Origin of the sequence: Nocardiopsis flavescens (genome assembly GCF_900141985.1) — a bacterium.
Lineage (GTDB): Bacteria > Actinomycetota > Actinomycetes > Streptosporangiales > Streptosporangiaceae > Nocardiopsis > Nocardiopsis flavescens.
This window is the reverse complement of record NZ_FQZK01000012.1, coordinates 103,226-127,628: the sequence shown is the minus strand read 5'-3', so window position 1 is coordinate 127,628 and position 24,403 is coordinate 103,226. Positions and strand designations below refer to the sequence as shown.

22 protein-coding genes and 1 pseudogene are annotated in these 24,403 nt (G+C 75.1%); 9 read left to right on the top strand and 14 right to left on the bottom strand.

Annotated features, from left to right (window positions below; all coding sequences use genetic code 11):
- Positions 1 to 184: 184 nt before the first annotated feature.
- Positions 185 to 631 carry a MarR family winged helix-turn-helix transcriptional regulator gene (locus tag BUE45_RS19580; protein ID WP_245833358.1) on the bottom strand — a complete coding sequence of 149 codons (447 nt, stop codon included), beginning with the start codon at positions 629 to 631 and terminating at the stop codon, positions 185 to 187.
- 74 nt (positions 632 to 705) lie between these two features.
- On the opposite strand from BUE45_RS19580, the gene BUE45_RS19575 reads away from it, so the two are divergent.
- Together BUE45_RS19575 and BUE45_RS19570 are read left to right on the top strand one after the other, a co-directional pair.
- Positions 706 to 1,080: a nuclear transport factor 2 family protein gene (locus tag BUE45_RS19575; protein ID WP_073380807.1), complete on the top strand. Its 375-nt coding sequence runs from the start codon at positions 706 to 708 to the stop codon at positions 1,078 to 1,080.
- Between the two features lie 308 nt (positions 1,081 to 1,388).
- Positions 1,389 to 1,907, top strand: a pseudogene (locus BUE45_RS19570) (MFS transporter); the annotation flags it as partial.
- Positions 1,908 to 2,088: 181 nt separating this feature from the next.
- Here the strand turns inward: BUE45_RS19570 and BUE45_RS19565 are convergent.
- A complete protein-coding gene (locus tag BUE45_RS19565) occupies positions 2,089 to 2,691 on the bottom strand; it encodes a TetR/AcrR family transcriptional regulator (RefSeq protein WP_073380806.1) in 603 nt (200 codons plus the stop codon).
- Between the two features lie 453 nt (positions 2,692 to 3,144).
- On the opposite strand from BUE45_RS19565, the gene BUE45_RS19560 reads away from it, so the two are divergent.
- Positions 3,145 to 4,242 carry a beta propeller repeat protein gene (locus BUE45_RS19560; protein WP_073380805.1) on the top strand — a complete coding sequence of 366 codons (1,098 nt, stop codon included), beginning with the start codon at positions 3,145 to 3,147 and terminating at the stop codon, positions 4,240 to 4,242.
- 1 nt (position 4,243) lies between these two features.
- The gene (locus BUE45_RS19555; protein WP_073380804.1) at positions 4,244 to 4,528 is read left to right on the top strand and encodes a ubiquitin-like small modifier protein 1; all 285 of its coding nucleotides are present in this window, start codon (positions 4,244 to 4,246) and stop codon (positions 4,526 to 4,528) included.
- A gap of 171 nt (positions 4,529 to 4,699) precedes the next feature.
- Here BUE45_RS19555 and BUE45_RS19550 read toward each other — a convergent pair whose 3' ends face one another.
- Entirely contained in the window at positions 4,700 to 5,929 is a 1,230-nt protein-coding gene (locus BUE45_RS19550) for a DUF418 domain-containing protein (RefSeq protein WP_394328528.1), read from the bottom strand.
- Between the two features lie 278 nt (positions 5,930 to 6,207).
- Here BUE45_RS19550 and BUE45_RS19545 point away from each other — a divergent pair, with 278 nt between their 5' ends.
- Entirely contained in the window at positions 6,208 to 7,419 is a 1,212-nt protein-coding gene (locus tag BUE45_RS19545; protein ID WP_073380803.1) for a sensor histidine kinase, read from the top strand.
- 21 nt (positions 7,420 to 7,440) lie between these two features.
- Positions 7,441 to 8,079, top strand: a complete 639-nt coding sequence (locus tag BUE45_RS19540; protein WP_073380802.1) for a response regulator transcription factor — start codon at positions 7,441 to 7,443, stop codon at positions 8,077 to 8,079.
- Between the two features lie 269 nt (positions 8,080 to 8,348).
- Here the strand turns inward: BUE45_RS19540 and BUE45_RS19535 are convergent, their stop codons facing one another.
- The gene (locus tag BUE45_RS19535; protein WP_073380801.1) at positions 8,349 to 9,806 is read right to left on the bottom strand and encodes an SDR family oxidoreductase; all 1,458 of its coding nucleotides are present in this window, start codon (positions 9,804 to 9,806) and stop codon (positions 8,349 to 8,351) included.
- Positions 9,807 to 9,943: 137 nt separating this feature from the next.
- Here BUE45_RS19535 and idi point away from each other — a divergent pair, with 137 nt between their 5' ends.
- Positions 9,944 to 10,480, top strand: a complete 537-nt coding sequence (gene idi, locus BUE45_RS19530; protein WP_073380800.1) for an isopentenyl-diphosphate Delta-isomerase — start codon at positions 9,944 to 9,946, stop codon at positions 10,478 to 10,480.
- A 161-nt stretch (positions 10,481 to 10,641) separates the two neighbouring features.
- Complete coding sequence (locus BUE45_RS19525) at positions 10,642 to 11,337, top strand: HAD family hydrolase (RefSeq protein WP_073380799.1); 696 nt, start codon at positions 10,642 to 10,644, stop codon at positions 11,335 to 11,337.
- A gap of 25 nt (positions 11,338 to 11,362) precedes the next feature.
- Here the strand turns inward: BUE45_RS19525 and BUE45_RS19520 are convergent, their stop codons facing one another.
- From BUE45_RS19520 to BUE45_RS19475, 10 genes are all read right to left on the bottom strand, one after another.
- A complete protein-coding gene (locus BUE45_RS19520; RefSeq protein ID WP_073380798.1) occupies positions 11,363 to 11,677 on the bottom strand; it encodes a DUF6221 family protein in 315 nt (104 codons plus the stop codon).
- A 150-nt stretch (positions 11,678 to 11,827) separates the two neighbouring features.
- The gene (locus BUE45_RS19515; protein ID WP_073380797.1) at positions 11,828 to 12,673 is read right to left on the bottom strand and encodes a glutamate ABC transporter substrate-binding protein; all 846 of its coding nucleotides are present in this window, start codon (positions 12,671 to 12,673) and stop codon (positions 11,828 to 11,830) included.
- Positions 12,674 to 12,698: 25 nt separating this feature from the next.
- Positions 12,699 to 14,252, bottom strand: a complete 1,554-nt coding sequence (locus BUE45_RS19510; protein WP_394328527.1) for a hypothetical protein — start codon at positions 14,250 to 14,252, stop codon at positions 12,699 to 12,701.
- Positions 14,212 to 14,925 carry an FHA domain-containing protein gene (locus tag BUE45_RS19505; RefSeq protein ID WP_073380796.1) on the bottom strand — a complete coding sequence of 238 codons (714 nt, stop codon included), beginning with the start codon at positions 14,923 to 14,925 and terminating at the stop codon, positions 14,212 to 14,214. The genes BUE45_RS19510 and BUE45_RS19505 overlap by 41 nt, the downstream gene beginning before the upstream one ends.
- Positions 14,926 to 14,934: 9 nt before the next feature.
- A complete protein-coding gene (locus BUE45_RS19500; RefSeq protein WP_073380901.1) occupies positions 14,935 to 16,281 on the bottom strand; it encodes a vWA domain-containing protein in 1,347 nt (448 codons plus the stop codon).
- A complete protein-coding gene (locus BUE45_RS34095) occupies positions 16,265 to 17,650 on the bottom strand; it encodes a PP2C family protein-serine/threonine phosphatase (RefSeq protein WP_449406659.1) in 1,386 nt (461 codons plus the stop codon). The genes BUE45_RS19500 and BUE45_RS34095 overlap by 17 nt, the downstream gene beginning before the upstream one ends.
- Before the next feature lie 272 nt (positions 17,651 to 17,922).
- On the bottom strand, positions 17,923 to 20,523 hold the full coding sequence (locus tag BUE45_RS19490) for a serine/threonine-protein kinase (protein ID WP_245833357.1): 2,601 nt from the start codon (positions 20,521 to 20,523) through the stop codon (positions 17,923 to 17,925).
- Positions 20,520 to 21,788, bottom strand: coding sequence for a hypothetical protein (locus BUE45_RS19485; RefSeq protein ID WP_073380795.1), 1,269 nt, complete (start codon positions 21,786 to 21,788; stop codon positions 20,520 to 20,522). Before BUE45_RS19485 ends, BUE45_RS19490 begins: the two co-directional genes overlap by 4 nt.
- A 261-nt stretch (positions 21,789 to 22,049) precedes the next feature.
- The gene (locus BUE45_RS19480) at positions 22,050 to 22,613 is read right to left on the bottom strand and encodes an AAA family ATPase (protein ID WP_073380794.1); all 564 of its coding nucleotides are present in this window, start codon (positions 22,611 to 22,613) and stop codon (positions 22,050 to 22,052) included.
- An 87-nt stretch (positions 22,614 to 22,700) separates the two neighbouring features.
- On the bottom strand, positions 22,701 to 23,867 hold the full coding sequence (locus tag BUE45_RS19475) for a macrolide family glycosyltransferase (RefSeq protein WP_073380793.1): 1,167 nt from the start codon (positions 23,865 to 23,867) through the stop codon (positions 22,701 to 22,703).
- Between the two features lie 211 nt (positions 23,868 to 24,078).
- Between BUE45_RS19475 and BUE45_RS19470 the strand changes: the two genes are divergently transcribed.
- Positions 24,079 to 24,393, top strand: coding sequence for a putative quinol monooxygenase (locus BUE45_RS19470; RefSeq protein WP_073380792.1), 315 nt, complete (start codon positions 24,079 to 24,081; stop codon positions 24,391 to 24,393).
- Positions 24,394 to 24,403: the final 10 nt, after the last annotated feature.

Below are 24,403 nucleotides of genomic sequence, written 5' to 3'. Positions count from 1 at the left end.
CAGCGCCCTGACGCCCGGACGGGGGTAAGCACGGCCGGGAACGCGGGCCCACCACCCCGGGGGCGCGGACGCCCCCCGCCCACCAAGGGTGCGGCTCCCGGGCACCGGCCGGCCGCCCGGGACGACGGCGAAGGCGTCCGGGGCCCGGTTCACGGCGACGGGGAACCCCGGACCCGGCGCCCCGTCACCGCCGGGCCGCCCCGGACCCGCGCGGGTGGCGCTCCACGAGCGAGGCCATCAGCCGCCGGAAGGTGCGCACGTCCTCCTCCGGCCAGCCCCGGGCCAACTCGGCGAAGACCGCCTCCTGCCAGCCCCGGGCGGACCGGAGCAGGTCGTCCCCCTGCTCCGTCACCACCAGGACGCGGGCGCGGCGGTCCCCGGGGGAGGGCTCCTTGCGCAGGTGCCCGCGCTCGACGGCCCCCGCCACCATCCGGCTCGCCCCCGACTGGTCGATGCCCAGCTCCTCGGCCACGGCGGTGACCGTCGCCCGGTCCGCCAGGTCGGCGACCGCCTCGACCACCATCACGTCGCGGCCGTTCGCGTCGCCGCCGTCGGTGCCGTTCCACCCCCGCGCCCAGTGGCGCACGAACCGGAAGAGCGTCCGGCCGGGGCCGTCCTCGTTCTCCGCCACGCTTCCCCTCCATTTCCATGCGTTTCGCATACAGTAGTGGACGATCACGCCGACGACGCACACAGGAGGCGCACATGGACCCGCTGCCCGAACCCCTCGACCGCTGGCACCGGGCGGTCAACGCGCGCGACCTGGACGCGGTCCGCGCGGTCACCGCCTCCGACGTGGAGGTCGGCGGTCCCCGGGGCACGGCCAGGGGCCTGGACGCGTGCGTGGAGTGGGTCGGCTCCTCCGGAATCCGGCTGGAGCCGACGAGGGCGCACTCCGTGGACGGGCGGCACACCGTGGTCGCCCAGGACGCCACCTGGCCCGGCCGCCCCGACCACGTCCCCGGGACCGCCCCGGTCGCCACCGCCACCCTCTTCGAGGTCCGCGACGGCCGGGTCTCCCGGATCCTGCGCTTCGACGAGGGGTTCGAGGCCGCGCTGGCCGCCGCCCGCGAGCTCTAGGTGTACTGACCACAGAGGTTGGTAACACCCACCCCGCCCGACACACACGAAGAGGGCCTCCGGTATCGGTGTGGATTGCGACGTCCCACCGGCCACCAGGAGGCCCTCGATGCCCCACACTACCCACGCCAACGCCCGCCTCACACCCGACGGGCGCCTGGCCCTGGCCCGCCGGACGGGCCAGGAGGCGGAAAACGGCGGTGACCTGGGACGCCGTCCGTCGGGCGGGGGCGGTCACGGAGTGTTCCGATCGGGAACTCAAGGTGTCCGCGAGGCCCGTGGCCGTGTCCGTCACGGCCCTGGTGCGCATGCGCGGCGCGGACGGGGACCGGCCCGCACGGGAGGCCGGGCGGAGCGGACCGCGGGGCGTGGGCGCGGACCTCGCCGAGGGCGTCCGGGCGATCACCCGGCAGCCGCTGCTGCGCCTGGTCGCGGGCATCGCCCTGGCCGTCAACGGGTGCTATGCCACCGCCCTGTCCACCCAGGTGCTGTTCATGCGGGACGTGCTGGGCCTGGGTCCGGTCGGGTTCGGGCTCGTCATGGCGTTCGCCGCGATCGGCGGGGTCGTCGGCGGCCAGACGGTGGCCCTGCTGCGGTCGGTCCTGCCGCACGGCACCCTGCCCGTCGTCTGCCTGACCGCCACCGGCCTGGTCTACTGCGTGGTCGCGGCGCTACCGCTCACGCCCGTGGTCGCCGTCGGCTACCTGCTGGCCGGCGGTCTCATCCTCGGCTACGCGGTGGCGATGACCTCCCTCCGCCAGCGCATCACCCCCGACCGGCTGCTGGGGAGGGTCAACGCCGCCATGCGCACGGTGAGCTGGGGTATCAGCGCCCTGGGCATGGCGGCGGGCGGGGTGATGGTCGCCGCCCTCACCCCGCTGACGGGGCACGAGGGCGCTCTGCGCGCCCCCTATGCCCTCATCGGTGCGGTCGGGCTGCTCGTCGTCGTGTTCTTCGGCCGCAGGCTCACGCGCCTGGTCCGCGAACACGACGTCCGAGCCCCCCGGCTCAGCCGGGCCCACCGCCCAGCGACCCCAGCAGCTCGTAGGCCTCGTCCATACGGTCGGGGAAGACGTCCGGGCTCTGGGCGAGCCGCATGGCGGTCAGTTCGCAGGCCATGGCGATGTGCGAGGCCAGGACGGCCACGTTCTCCGGGGCACCGACCTCCATGAGCGCCCCGGCCAGCCGGGTGGCCCGCTGTTGGCGGGTGAGCAGGTAGCGGGAGCGCAGGTCGGTGCTCTCCCGGAGCAGGCGCACCAGGACCACCGAGTGCGCCGGGGAGAGTGCGGCGTGCGGACGGGCGGCGACGCAGGCCTCCCTCAGCAGCTCGACGGCGGCGCCCAGGTCGTCGCCGAGCGGACGGGGGGCCTTGTCCCGTACATAGGTGCACAGGCGCTCGACCTCCGCTCCCTCGTCGGCGAAGAGCACCTGCTGCTTGTCGCCGAAGTAGCGGAAGAAGGTCGTCCGGCCGACCTCTGCTCGCTCGGCGATGGCGGCGACCGTGACGTTGTCGAATCCGTGCTCGGCGAAGAGCTGGAAGGCGGCTGACACGATCATGGCCCGGGCCTTGCGTCGTTTGCGGGCGTGAAGTGTGTCGGGGGGGTGGTGCATGAGGCGGACCCTATCGAGTGGACCCGGTTCTACCTGGGGCGTGGGACCATTGGGACGGTAGTCCCGAAACGCCCCTTGAGTGCCGGGAGAGCGGGAAGTCGTCTGGACCTGATGGGGGTTTTGGAACGCATCCGCACGGGCTCAGGCCCTGTCCCGTACGGTGACGCCGGTTGGGCCGGAATTTTATTGCAGAGCGCCCCTGGTCTGACAACCGCAGTACCCCGGTTACATGAATCCCCTAGCCGATACGCTTTCCGACCACGTGGAGGTTATGGGCTCCTCGGGGCCGCATTTCCCGGCGGGGCCAATTCGCCACCCACGGTAAATCGTTCGGGTTCCTTACTATTGAAGGCTCATAGATGACCGGAACCCGACGTGCTCCCGGAGCCCCTCACCGTTTGTCGCGAAGACGTGCGAGAGTGGTGTGATCCGCTTCACGATACGGAGCCGAACATGACGTACTTACTGGTCATAGGCACGCGCAAGGGTCTCTTCACCGCCCGCGGCGAGGACCGGGGCACCTGGGAGGTACGCGGTCCGCACCGGCTCGACAGCGCCGACCACGCGAGCATGAGCGCCGTGTACGCGGTCGGGATCGACCCGCACGGCGAACGCATCCTGGTCGGTGCCGAGAGCTCGCATTTCGGCCCGAGCGTCTGGTACAGCGACGACGCCGGGGACAGCTGGCACGAACCGGAGTCCGCGCCGCTGGTCTTCCCCGAGGACACCGGTGCCTCGCTCACCCGCGTGTGGCAGTTCGCGTTCGGGGACGTGCCGGGGGTCGTCCACGCCGGTGTGGAGCCGCACGCCCTGTTCCGGTCGGCGGACGGCGGACAGAGCTTCGAGCTGGTCCGCGCGCTGTGGGACCACCCGCACCGGGCCGACTGGTTCCCCGGCGCGGGCGGCGGGGCGGTGCACACGATCCTGCCCGGGGTGCTGGGCGGCGGCGACCGCTCGCCCGAGGCGATGACCGTGGCCATGTCCACAGGCGGCGTTTACCAGACCCGGGACGACGGCAGGAGCTGGTCCCCGGCCAACCGGGGCATCTCCGCGGTGTTCCTGCCCGAGGAGGAGCCCGAGTACGGCCAGTGCGTGCACAAGGTGGCGCTGGCCTCGGACGGGTCGATGTACGCCCAGAACCACCACGGCGTCTACCGGTCCGGGCACCCGGCCCGGGAGGGGTGGCGGGCCGTCGAGGCGGGCCTGCCCACCGACTTCGGGTTCGCGATGGTCGCGCACCCGCACCTGCCCGGCACGGCGCTGAACTTCCCGGTGGTCAGCCAGGAGGTCCACCTGCCGCCGGGGCACCGGCTGGGTGTGTACCGCACCGACGACGGCGGCGGGCGGTGGGTGCCGGCCGGCGAGGGGCTCCCCGAGGAGCCCTACTTCGGCATCGTGCTGCGCGACGCCGCCTGCACCGACGGCGCCGACGACCCGGGCTTCTACTTCGGCACCCGCGGCGGGGACGTGTTCGCGGCCGACGGCGGGCCCTGGCGGCAGGTGGCGGCCCACCTGCCCGACGTCCTGTGCGTGCGGGCGACGGAGGTGTGAGATGAGTGTGACGGTCCACCTTCCCGGTCTGCTGCGGGCGGACGCCGGGGACGCCGCCCACCTGCCCGTGGACGTCGGCCCGGCCGCGGTGCTGCGCGACGTGCTGGACCGGCTGGTGTCCGAGCACCCCGGCCTGGACCGGCGCATCCGCGACGAGCAGGGCCGCCTGCGCCGGTACGTCAACGTGTTCGTGGACGCCGAGGAGTGCCGGGCCCTCGACGGGCTGGACACCCCGGTGCCCGCGGGCTCCGACATCCGCATCCTGCCCTCCGTGGCCGGGGGCTGACCCCGGCGCACCGGTACCGCGGACACGCAGCGGCTCCGACCCGCGCGGTCCGCCGCGCCCGCCCGCGGGTCCGGCGGGCCACGGGCGGGTGCCCCGCCGCCGCGGACGGCGGCAGCGGCAGCGGCAGCGGCAGCGGCAGCGGCCGAGCGTGAACCCGGGGCGAACCCGTGGTCAGGGCACCGTGTCCGGTCCGGCGGGTGCGCCGGCCCGGACCGCTCGTGGTCGGCGGCGCAGGGGCAGGGGACGCAGGTGGACGAGCATGCGCCACACCCACTCCAGCGGACCGTAGCGGAACCGGGCCGACCACAGGCGGGCGAACACCAGCATCACCGCGAAGTACACGGCGGCCAGCGCGTACTGGGCGAGCATGGGGACCTGTGTCTCCCAGGGGCCCATGACCAGCAGGAACACCGCCGTACTGCCCAGGTACACGGTGAGCGTCATCCGCCCCAGCGGGGCGAGCCCGCCCAGGACCCGCGCGGCACCGCGCCTCCTGCGCATCAGCCACCACACCAGTCCCAGGTAGAACAGGGCCCCGCCGAGGCCCGACAGGGTCGCGAAGACCGAGGTGAGCAGTTCGGCCCCGGGCGCCGTCACGGGCGTCCCGTCGGGACCCAGCACCGGCACACCGTCGGGACCGAACTCCCGGGGGAACAGCAGGTCCGAGGCGAACAGCGCGGCGATCCCCAGGACCTGCCCGATCAGGCCGGTCCAGACCATGGCCGCGGGAAGCCGTGAGGGCTCCCCGTCCCGGCCGGGGTCCAGCTCGGGCCGCCGCGCCAGCCAGACGCCCGCGCAGAAGAACCCGAGGGTCTGCGGCACCAGGAGGAGCAGGGCGGACCACTCGCCCGGCACCGGCACCGCGTACTCGACGAACGGCGCCGCCGCGAAGCAGGCCGCCGCGACCGCGAGCGGCCTCCACCGGCCCCCGGACAGCAGCACCGGCATCAGCGGGGCGAGCACCAGGGCGGTGATGGAGTAGTGCGTGAGGATGTCCCCGGAGAACACCAGCAGGTGCGGCAGGCCGAACAGCAGGCCGAGGGCGGCGTACCGGCGCAGCATCAGGGCGAACGGCCGCTCCCCGCGCCCGTCCGCCGCCCGCCACGCCAGGACCGCCCCGATGCCGAGCAGCACCATGAGCATGGCCCTGGCCTTGCCCGACATGAGCAGCGACAGGGCGCCGTCGACGACCGACACCGCGGTGTCCATCGGCCGCGTCCCGGCACTCTCGGCCGAGAAGACGACGGCGGTGACGTTCATCAGGACCACGCCGACCATCGCCAGCGCCCGCGCGACGTCGAGGAACTCCACCCTCCGCCGCGCCGCGGGCGGGCCCCCCGCCGCGGCGGGCGCCCGCACCTCCCCGGCCCGCACCGTCTCCGCCATCGGCTCCCCCGCCATCGGATCCCCCTCGTCGCCGTTCCGGACCGCCGCACCCGCGCGGGGTGCCGGTGGTGGTGCCGCCGCGCCCGGCGGCCGTGTCCCGGGGCCGCCCGTCCACGGGGGGCGCCCGAGCGCCCGGTCCCGTCCGGCGCGGCGGTGTCCGTCGGCGCACAGCGCGCCGACCCTTTCCAGGGTGGCCGCCGGGGGCTTCGCCGGTATCGGCTGAAAGGCCGGTCCGCGGCCTCGTCCTTTCGGGGGAGGGATAAGCGGAGGAGCGCGGCCTAGGGTTGAGGCCCATGGGGCTGAACAGGATCGTCGAGGCGCTCAGCGGACCTCCGGGGGAGCGGATCCTCTGGGGAGGCGCGGCACTCGCGTTCGCGCTGGCCGTGGCCGGGGACCTGCTGACCGTGCGCAGCGGGCGGGCCGCCGCGGCGTGGCCGGGGCCGCCGCACGGGCCGTGGGACTGGCTGCCCGCCGCCTCGGGGGCGGCGGCGGGGGCGCTGGTGCTGCTGGCGCTGCACCCGCGGGCCCGGACCGCGGCCACCGGGGCGGCGGCGCTGGCCGCGCCGCTGGTGGTGGCGGCCTCCTCACTGGCGCTGTGGCCGCTGCCCAAGGGGATCTTCGGCTACCCCGTGGCGGTCTCCGAGGCCTGCGCCCTGGCGCTCGCCCTGGCCGTGACCGCGCTGCGCTGCGACGCCCGGTGGATCGGGGCGGTGTCGGCGGCGGCCTTCCTGGCCGCCGCCTCCGACCCGCTGCGGGAGGGGGTGGGCCAGTCCCTCACCCCGGCCCTGCTGCTGCTCGCGGTGGGCCTGGCCCCCGGGTTCTACCTGCGGTGGCGCCGCCACCAGCGCGAGTACCACGTGGAACGGGCGCGCGCCCAGGAGCGGCTGGCGGTCGCCCGCGACCTGCACGACGTGGTGGCCCACGAGGTCACGGGCATCGTCGTGCAGGCGCAGGCGCTGCGCCGGATCGCCGACACGCGTCCCGAGGCGGCGGTCCGCGCGCTGCCGGAGATCGAGGCGGCCGGGGCGCGCGCCCTGGAGGCCATGCGCTCCCTGGTGTCGCGGCTGAGGGAGCCGGACGAGGCGCCGCCGGAGTCCGACGCCCGGGAGGGCCTGGCCCGGCTCGCGGGCGCCTCGGGCGGCCTGGAGGTGGCCGTGCGGGTGGAGGGCTCCCTGTCCGGGCTGGCGCCCGAGGTGGGCACCGCCCTGGTGCGGATCGCCCAGGAGGCGGTCACCAACGCCCGGCGCCACGCGCGCGGCGCCACCCGGGTCTCGGTGGAGGTCGAGTCCGCGGCCGGGGAGGGCGTGCGCATGTCGGTGCTCGACGACGGCCGCGGGTCGGCCGGCTCGGGCGGCTACGGGCTGGTGGGCATGGAGGAGCGGGCCCGGCTGCTCGGCGGGGAGCTGGCGGCGGGTCCGGGCGCCGACGGCTGGGAGGTGCGCGTCCGCCTCCCGGAAAAGCCCTGTGGACAACCTCCCGGCCGCCCCCGGACCGGGCACAGTTGAGGGTGGGAACGGGGGTGCCGAATGGCGATCAGGGTCCTGCTGGCCGATGACCAGCAGATGGTGCGGACGGGGTTCCGCTACATGTTGGAGGCCGAGGGCGACATCGAGGTGGTCGGCGAGACCGGGGACGGCCTGGAGGCGGTGCGGCTCGCCCGGGAGCTGCGCCCCGACGTCGTCCTCATGGACATCCGCATGCCGGGGATCGACGGTCTGGAGGCCACCCGGCGGCTGGCCGCCGACCCGGTCAGGGTGGTCGTGGTGACCACGTTCGACCTGGACGAGTACGTCAACGCGGCGCTGTCCTCGGGCGCCGTCGGCTTCCTACTCAAGGACGCCGGGGCCGCGCTGCTGGTGGAGGCGGTGCGGGCCGCGGTCCGGGGGGACGCGCTGATATCCCCGGAGATCACCGTCCGGCTGATCCGGCACTTCGCCTCCGGGGGCCGCCCGGTGCGGGTCCCGGAGGACGGCGGGCTGACCCCCCGGGAGCTGGAGATCGCCCGGACGGTGGCGCTGGGCCGGACCAACACCGAGATCGCCGCGGCACTGCACGTCACGGTGAGCACGGTCAAGACCCACCTGGCGAGCATCCAGACCAAGCTGGGCACCCGCAACCGCACCGAGCTGGTCGCCTGGGCCTTCCGCAACGGCCACGTGCGGTGAACCCGCCCGAGGCCGACGGACGGCGCGGGCCCGGGTGCCGGGCCCACAGGCGGGCACCGCACCCCGGACGGACACCCGACCGGGCGCCACGCGGGACGCGCCCGGTCACCAGCCGGAACGGGCCGGGGATCATGCGCCACGTAGGACGGGCCCGGGCGGGCGCGGCGCGCCGCCCGAGGCCGACGGACGGCGCGGGCCCGGGTGCCGGGCCCACAGGCGGGCCGTGCCCCGGACGGACACCGGACCATGTGCCGCGCGGGGCGGCCAGGTCACCAGTTGGCGGGGGCGTAGTCCTTGAGGAAGCAGCCGTACAGGTCCTCGCCGTCCTCACCGCGGACGATGGGGTCGTACACGCGCGCCGCCCCGTCCTCCAGGTCCAGGGGCGCGTGGAAGCCCTCCTCGGCCATCCTCTCCTTGTCCGGGTGGGGCCGCTCGTCGGTGATCCACCCGGTGTCCACACTGGTCATGAGGATGCCGTCGGTCTCCAGCATCTCCTCCGCGCTGGTCCGGGTGAGCATGTTGAGCGCGGCCTTGGCCATGTTGGTGTGCGGGTGGCCGGGCCCCTTGTAGCCGCGGCCGAACACCCCCTCCATGGCGGACACGTTGACGATGTAGGTGCGCCGCGCGGGCGAGGCCGCCAGCGCCGGGCGCAGCCGGTCCACCAGCATGAACGGCGCGGTCACGTTGCACAGCTGCACTTCGAGCATCTCGACGGGCTCGATGGCGCCGACCCGGTCCGTCCAGCTGTTGTCCGCGGCCAGGTCGGGCAGCAGCCCCCCGGCGTCGACGGCGGTGCCCGCCCGGACCCGCTCCAGCGACGCGGACCCGGTGGTCAGCGCCAGCGAGGTGAGCATCTCCGGGGTGAGGGCGTTGCGGTCCAGGGCGTCGGAGGCCTCCAGGGCCAGCGACCCCACCCCGCCCAGGACCAGCGGGCGCGGCAGCCGGTCGCCGGTCAGCGGGTGCGCCTCGGCCTCGATGAGCGGGCCGTAGGAGGCCGGGGACCGGCGCACCGTCTGGGCGGCGTTGTTGATGAGGATGTCGAGCGGCCCGGCGGAGGCCACCTCGTCGGCCAGGCGCAGCACCTGGGCGGGGTCGCGCAGGTCGATCCCGACGACCCGGAGCCGGTGCATCCAGTCGCCGCTGTCGGGCATCGCGGCGAAGCGGCGGACGGCGTCGTTGGGGAAGCGGGTGGTGACGGTGGTGTGCGCCCCGTCGCGCAGCAGCCGCAGCGCGATGTACATGCCGATCTTGGCCCGGCCGCCGGTGAGCAGGGCGCGCCTTCCGGAGAGGTCGGTGCGGGCGTGGCGGCGCTCCCTGTTGAATGCGGCGCAGCCCGGGCACAGCTGGTGGTAGAACGCGTCGACCTCGCGGTACCTCTGCTTGCAGATGTAGCACGCGCGCGCCTTGCGCAGTACCCCGGCCAGCTCGCCGGTGGAGGTGCTGGTGAGCATCCGCCCGTTGGTCTCGTCGTCGATGCGGTCGGGCGCCGCGGTGGCGGTCGCGGCGAACACGGCGTCGTCGTGCTCCCGGCGGGCCCTGCGGCGCTCCCGGCGGCGGTTCTCCTTGACGGCCTTGAACAGCTTGGCGCTGGCCCGCTGGAGGACACGGGAATCGGGGTGGTCCCCGGGCAGGGACCCGACCCTGGCGATCACGTCCAGGCACACCCGCATCTGCTCGGGGTCGATGGACCCGGTCTCCTCGGCGGCCACCGTGTTCGTCTCCGTCATCCGCTCACTCCACTGGACGTCCTGCCGGGCGCGACTCTTCGCCCAGAGGAACCTTATGCGCACGAAACGGTGCCCGGTACGGGTGACCATGGAAGGACACAGGTGAAGCGGGGTGTCCCGCGGGTAGGGGGAGTCCAGTGATACGACCGACGGCCACCGGGCGCGAGTTCGTGGTCCTGCTCGACGACGACCACCGGCCGGTGGGCACGGCGGACAAGGCGGAGGTGCACACGGCCGACACCCCGTTGCACCTGGCGTTCTCCTGCTACGTCCGGGACGGTGCGGGGCGCGTCCTGCTCACCCGCCGCGCCCTGGGCAAGACGACCTGGCCGGGGGTGTGGACGAACAGCTGCTGCGGCCACCCGGCCCCGGGCGAGGGCCTGGAGGAGGCGGTGCGCCGCCGGGCGGAGCAGGAGCTGGGCCTGTCCCTGTCCGAGGTGCGCCCGGCACTGCCGGACTTCCGGTACCGGGCGGTGTCGGCCGAGGGCGTCGTGGAGAACGAGTTCTGCCCGGTGTTCTGGGCCCGCGCCGAGGGCGTCCCGGAGCCGGACCCGGCGGAGGTCGCCGAGTACGCATGGGCGGAGTGGGAGGACCTGGTGGCGGTGGCCGCACGCACCCCGTGGCTGCTCAGCCCGTGGGCGGTGGAGCAGGTCCCCCTCCTCGACCGGCTCTGAGCCGGTCCCCGGTCCGGACGGCCGTCGCCCCCTCCGGCGCCGGGCCGGTCCCGACCGGCCGGGTCCGGCCGCGACCGGCCCCGGCCGACGGCGCGAGGGGACCGCGGGAACGGGGTAGGACTCCGGGCGGCACGTCCCTCCTCCCCCCTGGAGTCGCACCGATGTCCCCTGTCCCCCCGGGCCGGGCCGCGCGTCCGGCCGTGGTCGCCTTCGACGTCCTCGACACCCTGTTCCCCCTGGCCCCGCTGGAGTGGCGGTTCCGGGAGGCGGGCATCCCCCGGGTCCTGATGGGCCGCTGGGCCGACCACCTGGCGCGGGACGTGTTCGCCCTGGCGCTGGTGGGGGGCGGGCGGTCCTTCGAGGACGCGGTGCGCGGCGCGCTGCGCGACGTCACCGGCCACCAGATCGCCCCGGCCGCGGAGGACACGATCGTGGACGGGCTGTCGGAGCTGGAGCCGCGCCGGGAGGCGTCCGCGGCGCTGGCGGCGGTGCGCACGGCGGGATCGCGGGCGGTGCTGTTCGGCAACGCGGGACCGGCGGCCACCCTGGAGCTGGTGGAGCGGGCCGGGCTGGGGGGCCTGGTGGACGGCGTCCTGGGCGGCGGTCCGGGCCGGGCGTGGAAGCCGTCCCCGGAGGCCTACCGGGCGGCGGCCCGCTCCCTGGGCGTGGTCCCGGGGCGGCTCGCCCTGGTGACGGCGCACGGCTGGGACGTGGCGGGGGCGGCCAGGGCGGGCCTGGTCACGGGGTGGTCGGCGCACCTGGAGGGGCGCTTCCCCGAGGTGTTCGGCGCCCCCGACGCGGCGGGGGCCGACCTGGTGGAGGCCGTGGCGGCGCTGCCGGGTCTGGCGCCGTCCTGACGGCGCGCGGCCCCGGCCCCGCCGCTCAGTCCTCCCAGGAGCGGTCGTACTGGGGGTGGGCCCGGTAGACGGCGGCGAGGTACTTGACGGCCAGCCGCCAGGCCAGCAGCTCGGACCAGGGGTCCTCGCCCTGCCGGGTGGGCCCCGGGGCGGCCCCGGCGAGCGTGGGCTGGAGGCTGCGCATGCTGGCGTGGTGCGCCCGGGTGTACCCCTCGACGATCTTGCGCTTGGCGGAGACCTCGGCCAGCGCCCGGTCCCGGCCGCGTGCTCCCACGGGTACGGCCTTCGACGCGCGTTCGTCCTCGTCCAGGCGCGCGCTCAGGAACTCGACGATGGTCAACGGACAACTCCCATCCTGGACCCCCATTGCCTTACATAGGGGTCAGTATCTGCCATATCCCCCCGGCGGGCCACCACCGGACGACCGCCGCCGAGTCCCGCGGACACACCGGTGGGAGCGGCACCGCCGCTCCCACCGGGCCCGCGGGGATCAGTCGCACCCCTCGAACTGGGGCACGCTGTACACCATCTCCAGGTCGGTCTCACCGAACCAGCGGTCGAGCATCTCGGTGGCGTCGCCCTCCTGGTACATGCGGCTGATCGCGTTGTTGACCGCCTCGCAGGCCTCGATGTCCCCGTAGGGCAGCCCCACACCGTACTTCTCGTCGGTGAACGGGTTGTTGACGAAGCGGAACGCCCCGGGGCTCTGGGCCAGGAACCCGGCCAGGATCAGGTTGTCGGTGGAGACGGCGTCGACGCGGCCCGAGCTGAGCCGCTCGATGCAGTCGCTGTAGGTCTCCCCCTCCACCTCCTCCACCGGGATCCCCAGGCCCTCGGTGATGCGGGCCGCCGAGTTGGAGCCCGCCCCCTGGCACACCGACAGGCCCTCCAGGTCGCGCACGCCCTGGATGCCGGTGGCGTCGGCGCGCACCAGCACGTCCTGCTTGGCCACGTAGTAGGGGCCGCCGAACGTCACCTGGGTCCTTCGCGCGGGGGTGATGGAGTAGGTCGCCACGACCATGTCCACCTCGCCGCTGATCAGCTTCTCCTCGCGCTCGGCCGAGGTGACCGCCACGAAATCGACGTTCTCCGGGGCCACCCCGAGCCGCTCCGCGATGTACAGGGCCACGTCGACGTCGAAGCCCTCGAACTCGCCGCTGCCCGCCTCCGTCTCCAGCCCCAGGCCGGGCTGGTCGGACTTGACTCCCACGGTGAGCGAGTCGGCGTCGACCAGCGACTCCTCCCCGCCCAGCACCGCCGAGCAGGCGGGCAGCCCGAACACCGCGGCGGCGGCCAGCGCTGCCGCCGCGGCGACGCGGCGGTGTCGAAACCTCATCGGCCTTGTCCTTCTCTCTCGGGGGTCAGCGGTACTCGGCCAGGCGGGGGCGCACGCCCAGGGCGACCAGCAGGAGCAGCAGCAGGGCGCCGGCCGGGAGCAGCCACGTCCACGCGGACAGCGCCGCGTCCCCGCGCCGGATGCCCTCGTCGAACGCCTCCCGGTGCACCTCGGTGAGTCCGCCCAGCGCCTCCTCGTAGGCGGCGAAGGTGCCGTCCCCGGAGTGCGCGACGTTCATCCGGACGTCGATGGCCTCCCCGGTGTCGCCGTCCCGCACCGCCTCGCGCAGCCGCCGGTCCTGCGTCTGGAGTTCGTTGTAGGCCTCCAGCACCTGCGCCAGCCGCTCCTCCTGCCCGGGCAGCAGCGCTTCGTGGGCCCGCTCCCCCAGGTAGCCGAGGGTGCCCGGGTCGCCGTCTCCGCCCCCGGGGAGCTCCGGGTAGGAGGCGGCCACCTCGTCGATGGCGGTGTAGTAGTCGGCCAGGTTGCTCACCGGGCGGAACAGCACCTGCTGGGACCGCTCCAGGTACACCTGCTGGTAGTTGTCGGCCTGGTCCGGGTCCAGCAGGTAGCGGCTCTGGTCCGCCTGCATGTCGGTGGCGATCGCCCCGCCGCGGGCGAGCGACATCGCCGCGTCCAGGCCCTCGTCCTTGGCCGCGCTCTGGTGTCCGCTGCTGCTCACCAGCGCCAGCACCACACCGGCGGTGAGGACCACGGTGACCGCGGAGGCGCCGATCAGCGGCAGGTTGAACCGGCGGCGGAACCTCAGCCGCAGGTACACCTGGAGGCCGAACAGCGACAGCAGCACGGCCGCGCCGACGCCGCCCACCCACAGCAGGCCCAGCGTGACGGCGGCCTGCCCCTCCTCGTGGTTGGCGCGCACGATCGCGGAGGAGTCCAGCCCGACGTTGAACGCCTTGGGCAGCAGCTCGGTGTGCATCATCCGGGTGGCCCCCCGGTACGCCTCCAGCGCCCCCGCGTCCACCTCACCGGGGGCGGCGCCGGCCTCGTCGTTGCGCAGCAGGGCCTCGGTGGCGAGCCGCTCGTAGGCGCCCAGCCCGTCCAGGACCTCCTCGACGTTGCGCTGCTGCACGCCCTCGCCCTCGGTGAGCGACGCCGCCTGGAGCAGCGCCTCGTTGGCCCGCTCCCGGCTGGCCTCGTACTGGCCGAGGGCGTCCTCGCGCCCCGAACCGAGGTCGTGGTCGGTGCCCATGAGCAGGACGTCGGCGATGCGGGCGTCCATGTCGGCCAGGGACAGGTACAGCTCGGTCGTGGCCATGGCCTGGGGCCCCGCGCCGCGGCCGAGCACGTCCAGGCCGCTGCGCGCCTGGTCGAGGGTGTGCGCGGCGGAGGCGAACAGGCCGATGACCGCCGCGCAGCTCACCACGGTCAGCAGCCACACCCGGGCGGGGGTCGTGGCCAGCCGGTGGCGCAGCCGGGGCCGGCCGTCACGGGCGCGGGACCCGGTGCGGCCGGGCACCGCCGGCGCGGTGGAGCGGGTCGGCTCCGGCGGGGTGCTGGAGGAGGGAATCAACGGGGGCTCACCCCTTCTGGAGGATGATGACGGTCCATGCGCCCACATAGATCCGGTCGTTGTCGTTCAGGGGGACCTCCACATGGGGGGCCACGGGGTTGTCGGTCCCGTTGACCGTGGTCCCGTTGGTCGACCCGGGGTCGACCAGGACCCAGGCGCCGCCGGGGCGCGAGACCAGGATGGCGTGGATGTGGGAGATCGCGGGGTCCCCGCCGGAACCGCCGAGGTCGATCTCCGGGGTGAACCCGCGCGAGGCGCTGGCCCGCCCGATGTGCACCCGCTCGCCGGACAGCTCCACCCGGCGCGGCTTGATGTACGACGGGAAGGGGATGCGCTCGGGGTCGAGCATCCCCTGGTTCACCATGTACTGGTAGTAGGCGGGGTCGGCGGTGACGGTGGCCCGCCAGGCCGCTCCCTCGTCGCCGGGCTCCCGGCGCTGCTGGGAGGCGAAGTCGTACCCGCACTCCTCGCAGAACCGCCCGGTCCTGGGGGTCGAGCACTCCGGGCAGGGGCCTCCCCTGGGCGCGCCGGGGGGCCGCCGCGGCGGGGACTCCCGCGGCGGCCGGTTCGGCTGGGGCACGTGGGCCGTCGGCGGGGTGTGGACGGCCGACGGCCCCTGCGACCAGGCGGGGGGTGCGGGGTCGTACGCCTGGAGTCGCAGTCCGCAGACATCGCAGAAGTCGGCCGCCGTGGAGTGGTGCCCGGAGGGGCAGCTCGGCATGGGTCCCTCCTACCCGGGTCCGGGGGCTCCGCCGCCCGGTCCCGAGGGGCGGGGCCGGGTCCGGACGGTACGGGTCGAGTTGGTGTCCAGTGTCATCTCGTCGATCTTTTCGACGCCGGCGCGGAGCCGGACGGTTCCGGTGACCGGGTCGAGGACGTCGACGACCTTCCCGAGGAGCCGGGCGGTCTCCTCGTCCCCGGATCCGTGCGCGAGCGCGACGGCCCGGCCCAGCCGTGTCGTCGCGGTGTCGTCGTCCCCGGAGCGGCGGGCCGCCAGTCCGTCCTGAATCGCCTGGGCCAGTTCCACCTGGCCCGTGTAGTGGGCCACCCGGGGGTCGATCTCGGTGGCCCTGTTCTCGTCCGCGGTCCACTCCGCGAGGATGTTCCCCGAGGCCGCCACCTCGTCCGGGGCGCCACCGGAGCCGGGCAGGACCACACGCACCCATCCGGCGCGCAGCTGGCGGCCGGGGTCGCCCGGGGGGACCTCCACGCAGATGTGGTAGTCGCGGTTCTCCGTACCCCAGGAACCGGTGGGGTAGTCCCGGGACTGGGGGGCGCGCTCCACTCCGCGGCCGGTCAGGTCCTGGACGGTGGGGGCGACCTGCTTCACGTACCGCACCACGGCGTGCCGCGGCGTCCACAGGCGCAGCGCCACGTCGGCGACGGCCTTGCCCATGGAGGCCCGCGTCATCGCCCGGAAGTCGGCGGCCATGCCGGCGGGGTCGGCGATGATCCCCGGCCCACCGCCGAGCAGCGCGGCGTCGATCTTGCGCAGCTCCTCGACCTTCCAGTCGGTGCCCACCCCGCGGCAGTCGCAGACGAAGGTCCCGGCGAGCCGGGCCAGGGTCCGGTCGAAGTCGGCGGCCACCTCGTTGTTCTGCCCGTCGGTGAGCAGGATGGCGTGCTTGACACCGCCGTCGACGGTGGCGAACAGCTCGGCCGCCCGGGTGAGCCAGGCGCCCATCCGGGTACCGCCGTCGGCGCGCAGGCGGCCCACGGCCTCCATCGCCTCGGACCGGGTGGAGGCGTCGACCACGGCCGGCGTGTTCGACGCGGGGTAGATCGTCTCCGCCCGGCTGTGCCCGGCGATGACGGCGAAGCGCACGCCCTCGCGCAGGGCCGCGACGGCGGCGCGGGCCGCCTGCTTGGCGGCGATGATCTTCTCCCCGTACATGGAGCCGGACGTGTCGATGACGATGATCTCCGTCGCCCGCACGTCCGCGCCCACGACCGGGGGCCCGGTGGAGGAGACTCCGACGACGGCGTGCACCTCCCGTCCGCCCAGGGGGAGGAACCGGTTCTGGTCGACCTCCACCCGGAACCGCGGCCCGGCGGTGCCCTCAGCCCTGTTCGGCACGGGCGGCACCCCCTGCGGGCACGGGGATGACGACGACGGTGATGTTGTCCCTGCCGCCCCCTTCGAGGGCGAGGCGGACGTAGGTGCGGGCCGCCTCCACGGGGCGGGTGCCCGCGGCGGGCACCGCCTCGGTCAGGGCCCGGGCCTCGGGGTAGTAGTTCCACAGGCCGTCGCTGCACAGCAGGACGGCGCCGGGTCCGGTGGGCGTGACCGTGGAGATGTGCGCGTCGATCTCGCCGGAGTCGGCGCCCATCCACGCGATGAGGGCGTGCGCGTTGGCGGAGCGCATCGCCTCCTCCCGGGACAGCGCACCCATCTGCACCATCGCCTCGCTCCAGGAGTCGTCCCTGGTGAGCAGGGCCGAACCGCTGGAGGCCGGTCCGCCGGAGAGCCAGTAGGCGCGGCTGTCGCCGACCCAGCCGACGGTGACGGTGCCCGCGCCGGGGTCCACGACGGCCGAGACGAAGGTGCAGGCCGGGGCCGAGCTGGGGGAGTCGGCGATGGCGGCGACGGCCTCGGCCGCCCGGGTCATGGCGACGCCGGTGGCCTCGCGGGCGTCGACGCCGCGCCGCATCTGCTCGGCCAGGACGGTCGCGCCGGTCTCGGCGGTGACCCGGGACGCCTCGTCGGAGCGGGGTGAGCTGGAAACGCCGTCGCAGACCACGGCGCACACCACCCCCGCGGCGTGCGGAGCGTCGTCGGGGACGACCCGGACGGCCATGGCGTCCTCGTTGCGCCGGTGTCTGAGCCCGCGGTCGCTGACCCCGACGACGGAGTCGGTGCGCACCTCGACGTGGTCGCGGCCGGTGGGCTGGAGGAACCCGCACTGCTCGCAGTAGCCGTCCACGACCCGCCCCGGGCACCACACGCACAGGCCGGGATCGGCGGGCCGGACGGGGCCGGAGGCGGCGGGCGGGAGCCAGTCGGGGGCGACCCGCTCAGGGGCGGGCCGCGCGGGCCGCGGGTCGCGGCGGACGGGCTGGGTCGCCAGCGAGTCGATGGCGTCCCAGTCGTCGTCCACGGACAGGCTGTCGTTGAGGGAGCGGCCGGGGCCGCGGGGCGCCCCGGCAGGGGGCGCTCCGGGCACCGGCGCGCCCGAGGGCGGAACGGCGCCGGAGGGCGCCGTGGAGCCCGACGGGGCGCCGGGCGGGCGCGCGGGTCCCTTGGGGGCGCCGGAGGGCGCCGTGGAGCCCGACGGGGCGCCGGGTCGGCGCGCGGGGTCCGACGGGGCCGCGCCCGAGGACCGGGCGGTCGCCTCCGAGGGGATGACCCCCGCGACCGTGACGTCGGCCGGGTTGACGGTGCGGTAGACGCCCTGGGGGTGGGGTTCCTCCCGGGCGGTCGAGCCCGAGGGGGTCGGCCCCGACACCGCGTCCTCGGCGGCCTCCTCCCGCCCCTCGTACCGGTCGGCGCCGTACAGGCTCACCTGCGGGGCCGTGGGCCCGCCGTCCGCGGGGACCAGGTCGGGCGCGGCCGGCGCGGCCGGATCCGCTCCGGCCCCGGCCGTGTCCCGCGCCGGGTCGCGGCGCACCTCTTCGGTCAGGGAGTGGCCGCAGCGCTCGCAGAAGGCGTCGCCCGCGGCCACCTTGTCGGCGCACCCCGGGCAGGTCCGCACCATCGTCATCGCTGTTCCTTCGGTCCTCACAGCAGCGTCACGGGTCGTAGGGAGTTCGCCTTGTCGATCAGCTCGTACCGCTCCGCGGCCTCGGTGGACCGGTGTGCCAGGTCACGGTAGCGCCGCTCCAGGTTGGTGCGCACACCCGCCTGGTCCAGCGGGCCGCCCAGCAGCTCCGTCCCGTCGGCCCGGCCGCCCGCGCCGAGCCAGTCCAGCGCGGACTCCAGGGCCCGCACGGCCAGCCGGTCGGTGGACTCGCTGTCGAGCCCGAGCCGCTCCAGGCGCTGTCCGGCGCGCACCAGGTCGCCGGCGTCGCGGCCCGGGTGGCGGGCCGCCAGCACGGCGATGAGCGCGGTCTGGGCGTGCACGTACAGGCTCGACAGCTCGGGCACCGTGTCCAGGACCGCGATGGCCCCGTTCCGGTCGCCCTGGGCCAGCCGGATGCGGGCGAGGCCGAACGCCGCGCTGACGAAGGAGTGGTCGGTGTTCCACACGTTCTGGAAGTGCCGCGCGGCGACCGCGTGCTCGCCGGTCCGCTCGCAGGCGAGCGCCAGGCCCAGCTTGGGGGCGGTCTCCCCGGGCAGGTGGCCGTACAGCTCGTCGAAGTGCCGGCGGGCGGCCTGGACGTCGCCGGTGCTCAGCTCGGCGACGGCGAGGTACCACATGGTGCGCCAGTCGCCGGGGACGCGCTCGCTGAACTGGTGCAGGGCGTCCATGGCCTGCCCGTGCCTGCCCAGCGTGATGAGCGTCCGGGCCAGCATGAGCAGCGTTTCCGGGGTCGGCTCCGGCATGGACACCAGGGCCGCGACCAGTTCCTCGGGGGTCAGGGCCTGGAAGCCCCGCAGGTGCTGCGCCGCGGGGTCGGAGGGGTCGATCAGGGGCGCGGGCAGCAGCGTGGCCGCCTCGGTGGGGGCGGGCGGCAGGAGCAGGCGGTCGGCCCGGCCCACGTCGGACCCGATGGTGAAGTTCTCCCCGCCGAACAGGGTGGAGGGCGCCGGGTGGGGCGCCCCCTCCATGTCGGAGAGCACCTCGCGCAGCACGCCGGTGAGCTGGTCGGCCATGTCGGAGGCGTCGTGGAAGCGGCGCTCCATGTCCGGGTGGGTGGAGCGGCGCAGCAGCCGGTCGTAGGACTCGTAGCGCTCCAGCAGCGGCACGGCCGAGCGCGGCGGCAGCTCGTGCGGGTACTCGCGCATGAAGCTGAACCGGAAGCTGAGCACGGCCAGTGTCCGCCCCACCGAGTACAGGTCGGCGCTGACGGTCGGGCCGGGGCCGCGCAGCTCGTCCTCGGGGACCCGGTAGCCGGGGGTGGTGTAGACGGGGCTGACGGCGTCGTCCATGCGGCGCACGCCGCCCAGGTCGATGAGCTTGATCTGCTCCTCGCTCTGGATGACGTTGTCGGGCTTGAAGTCGCAGTACAGCAGGCCGCGGGAGTGGAGGTGGCCGAGCGCCCGCAGGACCTCCAGGCCGTAGGCGATGACCTGGTCCACCGGCAGCACCGCGTCGGGGTCCTGGTCGCGGCGCTCCATGAGGAGTTCGCGCAGCGACTTGCCGCCCACGTACTCCATGACGATGTGCCCGGCGGGGATGCCGGTGCGCGCGTCGGGGTGCTGGGAAAAGTTGATGATCTTGACGATGTTGGGGTGCTCGACCTCGGAGAGGAAGGCGCGTTCGGCCGCTGCGGCCTTGTGCGCCTCGGCATCGCCGTCGTTGAGCAGGCCCTTGAGCACCACCCAGCGGTCGTTGACGTTGCGGTCGCGGGCCAGGTAGATCCAGCCCAGGCCGCCGTGGGCGATGCAGCCCAGCACCTCGTACTGGCCGCCCACCCTGTCCCCGGCGCCGAGCTTGGGGGTGAAGGAGTACTGGGTGCCGCACTTGCGGCAGAACCCCTCCGTGCGGCCCTGCTGGTCGCCCCGGGTCCGGCCGACCTTCTCCCCGCAGTTGCCGCAGAAGCGGTTCTTCTCGGAGACGACCGCGTTCTCCATGATCGCCTCGGCCGGGTCCCGGTAGGGGACCGGGGGGACGACGACCATGCCCGCGCCGAGCATGCCGCGGATGGAGCGCCGGGTGCGGCCGGAGCCGGGTCCCGGGCCGCTGCCGATGGTGCCGGTGATGCTGCCGGGCCCGGACCTGCCGGAGAGGCGGATGTTGCCGGAGATGGGGTGGGAGTGGAGGGGGTCGCCGATGTCGTCGCCCTCGGACGGGGCCGCTCCCCGCTCGGGGCCGCCGCCGGAAGGCGCCCCGGGCGGCGTCCCGTGCCCGGCGGGGAAGGGCCGGGGGCCCGGGGCCTGCGGCCGGGCGCCGGGCGGCGGGCTTCCGGGGACGGGCGCGCCGAAGGGCCGCTGGGCCCCGGAGGCGGGCGGGGGCCCGTAGGCGGGGGGCCGCGCCTGCGGACCGGTCGGCGGGCCCCCGGCGTACCCGGCCTGCGGCCCCGAAGGCTCCCGGGGCGCGGCGTAGCCCGCCTGCGGCCCGGTCCCCCAGGAGGTCGGGGGCGTCGAGGGGGGGTTCTGCGGGGCTCCCGGGACGGGGGGTGCCGGGGCCGCGGCGCCGGGCGCGGGCGCCAGCCCGCACACGACGCAGAAGCCGTCCTCGATCACACCGCCGCAGCCGGGCTTCGTGCACTTCGTCATCTGCTCACACCACCATCGCTCTCGCCGTCTGACGCGTCCGCACCCGGTGTGGTTCTGTCCCGAGTGGTTTCGGTCACCCCGGGTTCCTCCAGAGACCTGCGGTAGGCGGCCAGGGCGGAGGTGGCGGCGCGCAGGTCGCCGGGGGCCGTCCACAGCTCCCGGTGCGCGCGGGCGTGCAGTTCGCTCACCCCGGGCTCCTCGGCCCGGCCCAGCCGGACCGCGCGGGCGCGGTAGGACTCCAGGCGTCCGCGCAGTTCGGAGCGGCGGTCCAGCAGGCCCTCCAGGTCCGCCCGGCGCTCGCGCGCGTCGTCGGTCGCGGTGTGGACGGCCGCCTGGACCTCGCCGAACAGCGCACCCAGCGCGCGCCACCGGCCCTGCGAGCGCAGGGTGTCCATCTCGGCGAGCCGGGCCCGCAGGCCGGGCACCGGGTCGGGGAGGCCGACAGCGCGGGGTTCGCTGATGCGGGTGACGACGCGGGCGCGCAGTTCGTGCAGGGAGGCCAGGGTGGCCTCCAGGTCGTCGACGGCCGAGACCAGGTGCCCGGTGCTCTCGCGGTAGGAGTCGCGCATGCGCAGGGCGTCGCGCAGCCGGCCGCGCACCGCCTCCAGCCGCTTGCGCAGGCGCTCCAGCCCCGAGGCGTCGACCCCGAGGTCGGGGCCCAGCAGCGAGAGGGGGTCGCGGCGGACGGTGTCGCCGACCCGGTCCAGCTCCGAGCGCAGGGCCTCGTCGTCCCCGCCGCCCGCCTCCTCGATCATGTCGCCGAGGGTGCCGATCTCCTGCCACAGGGCGTCGAGCCCGGCCAGGCGGGGGTGCAGGGTGTTCCAGGCGGACTCCGCGGCCGAGACGACCTCGGTGACCTCCTCGTAGTCCGCGGTCATCCGGGCGACGGCCTCGGCCGCGGTGATGTGCTCGGTGTCGGCGTCCAGCAGCCCGCGCTCGTGCAGCGGCGCCTTCTCCAGCGGCGTCTCGATGCAGGGGCCGGTGAGCAGGAAGGTCAGCCGTGCCTGGTCGGAGGCGCGCCCGCCTCCCAGGGCGCGGTGTCCGGAGGCGTCGTCGACGACGCGGCGGAAGGCGTCGAAGGTCTCCCACAGGCGGTGGATGTGGCGGTCGGCGTGCTCCCAGCGCTCCCGGGTGGTGCCGCGCAGGTCGGCGCCCCTGAGCATCCGGTGTCCGACGTGGCCGTCCAGGTCGGCGAGGTTGAAGGTGATCCGTTTCAGCTCCCCGCGCACCCGGTTCAGCGCGTGGTCGATGCCCTCCCAGCTCATGGGCGGCGTGTTCGCCTCCGACGCGCTCGCCACCTTCCCTATCACTCCCCGTGTCCGTCCGACCCGCGCCCACCGGGTGGACGCGGGCGGGCCATGCTCCCTTTACCTAGAAGAGTCTGGCGGTGGGCCCCGCCGACCACAAGAGAGGGCCCCCTTTACGGCCGTGAACGGACACTACCGACACTTGCGTGCACCCCCACCGAATACACCCCCTCCGGGATCCGGCGTCACCGGTCCCACAAAAGAGCATGCACGAAAGGGTCACGTTCGGTGACCCGAACCCGGATCCTCCTCCGCCAGCGTCTCCAGCACGAAGCGGGCCCGTTCCGCCACGGGGACCCTGGGCAGCTCCACCGGTGCGTAGCCGAACCGGGGGTAGACCTCCAGCATGGCGTCGTAGGTGCGCCGGGCCTCCTCCTGCGACTGGTGGCGCTCGGCGTCCCCGGTGAAGATCTCCGGCCAGGGCGGCGCCACGAAGACGGTGGGCCGGTACCGGAAGCGGCGCGCGGCGGCCTCCGCGTGCGGGGGCACCGGCAGTCCGCGGAGCAGGAGGTAGCCGACCGTGTCGGGCACGCCGCGGTCGCAGAACACCGGGCCGGGCAGGGCCGCCGCCTCCCGGTGCGAGCGGATCTCCCAGGCCAGCATCAGCTCCGCGAACAGGGCGTCGTCGCGCCAGGCCAGGCCGGGCCCGTCGATCTCCCGCTGGTCGCGGATGACCGCCCGGCCCGCCTCCTCGGTGCGGGCGTGGCCGAGCCCGGCCAGGTGGTCGATGAGGGTCGTCTTGCCGGAGCCGGGTCCTCCGGTGACGACGACGAGGTGGTCCATGGGTGTTCCCTCCACGGGGTCGGCGGGGGCGCGCGGGGGCGCGCCCCGGCGCACGGCCGGGACGCGCCCCGCGCAGGGGGACGGGGGCTACGGGAGTTCGGCCTCGACGAGGTCGGCCGCGTACGAGGCGCCCTGGCTCCGCAGGCGGGCGGAGATGTCCGCCAGGCGGGCGGCGACCTCCGGGTCGGAGGTCAGCTCCAGCAGGGCCGACCGCAGGGCGGCCGGGTCCTGGGACCGGTCGTCGAGCCTCCGGGCCACCCCCAGCCCGACGAGGCGGTCGGCGTTGTCGAACTGGTCGACGGCCTGGGGCACCGCGATCATCGGGACGCCGCAGTACAGCCCCTCCGAGGCGCCTCCCATCCCCGCGTGGGTCACGAAGGCGTCGGCCTGGCGCAGCACCGACAGCTGCGGCACCCAGGGGTGCACCTCGACGCCGGCGGGGACCTCGCCCAGCTCGGCCGGGTCGGTGTACCGGCCGATCTGGAGCACCACGTGCCAGCCGGGCAGCCCGGCGAACGCCTCGACGCAGGCCCGGTAGAACCCGGGGCGGTCGGTGTAGGCGGTCCCCAGGGACACCAGGACGACCTTCTCCGCGCCGGCGGGGCGCCGCCACTCCCCCTGGTCGGCCCGGTCGCCCGGGCAGGGGCCGACGAAGGTGACCGTGTCGGAGACGGTGTCGGCGAACGGCTGCATCTCCCGCGGGATCAGCGCCAGGGCCCGGTCGGGGCGTCCGGCGAAGGTGGTGTGGTCCAGCCCGGTGACCCCGTTCTCGGCGAGCCAGGCGTCGAACCTGGCGAAGTGCTCCGCGGCGCCGGGCTGACGGGCCAGCCAGGCCGCCACCGTGGCCTCGTGGTCGGCCCAGGCGACGTAGGTCGGGGACAGCTGCACGCTGGGGATCCCCCAGCGAAGGGCCAGGACCCGGGCGGCGTACCCCCCGATGTCGTAGAGGAACAGGTCGGGCCGGTCCGCGTCGTAGGCGTCCCCGATGACGGGGAGGACGTTGATCGCGTCGTCGAGGAACACGTCCATGCCCTCGACGGGGTCCTGCGGCCACTCCTCGTCGCCGGTGGGCAGCGTGGTGGTGAACGGGACGAGTTCGGCCCCGGTGGGGGTGATGAGGTCGGCCACCAGCGGGTCGTTGGCGACCGTGACGCGGTGGCCCCTGCGGACCAGCTCGCGGAGGATCTCCAGGCTGGGCAGGGTGTGGCTGACGGCCGGGACTCCGACCATGGCGATATGGGCGCGACGGTTCATCGTCGGACCTCTCCAGATGAGTGCGTTCCACGGGTAGGGCGATGGGGCGCCCGGCCCGTCGAGGGGCCGCGGCGCCGGGGGCGTCGGCGACGCCCGCTCCTAGCCGTAGATCTGGAGGTGCATGCGACCAGGGTAGCCGAGCCCCGGCGACGGCGCCGCCGGGCCGGGGCCGTAGGCTCGGGCACCCGTTTCCCCCGCGCGAGGAGGACCCGTGCCCGCAGTCCCCGTGTCCCTGGTCATCTCGGTGCGGGTCAGGCCCGGCCGCCGCGACGCGTTCGTCTCCGGGATCTCCCGGCACGCAGCGGCCTCGGTCCGCGAGGAGCCGGGCTGCCTGCGCTTCGACGTGACGGCCGACGCCGCCGACCCCGACCTCTTCTGGGTGTGCGAGGTCTTCACCGACGCGGAGGCCCTGGAGGCGCACCGCGCCTCGCCCCGCTTCGCGGCCTGGCAGCGCGAGAAGGCCGCGTCGGTCGTCCCGGGAAGCCAGGTCGACCGCTGCGGCCCCCTCGTCGTCCGCGAGCCCTGAGGGCCCGCTC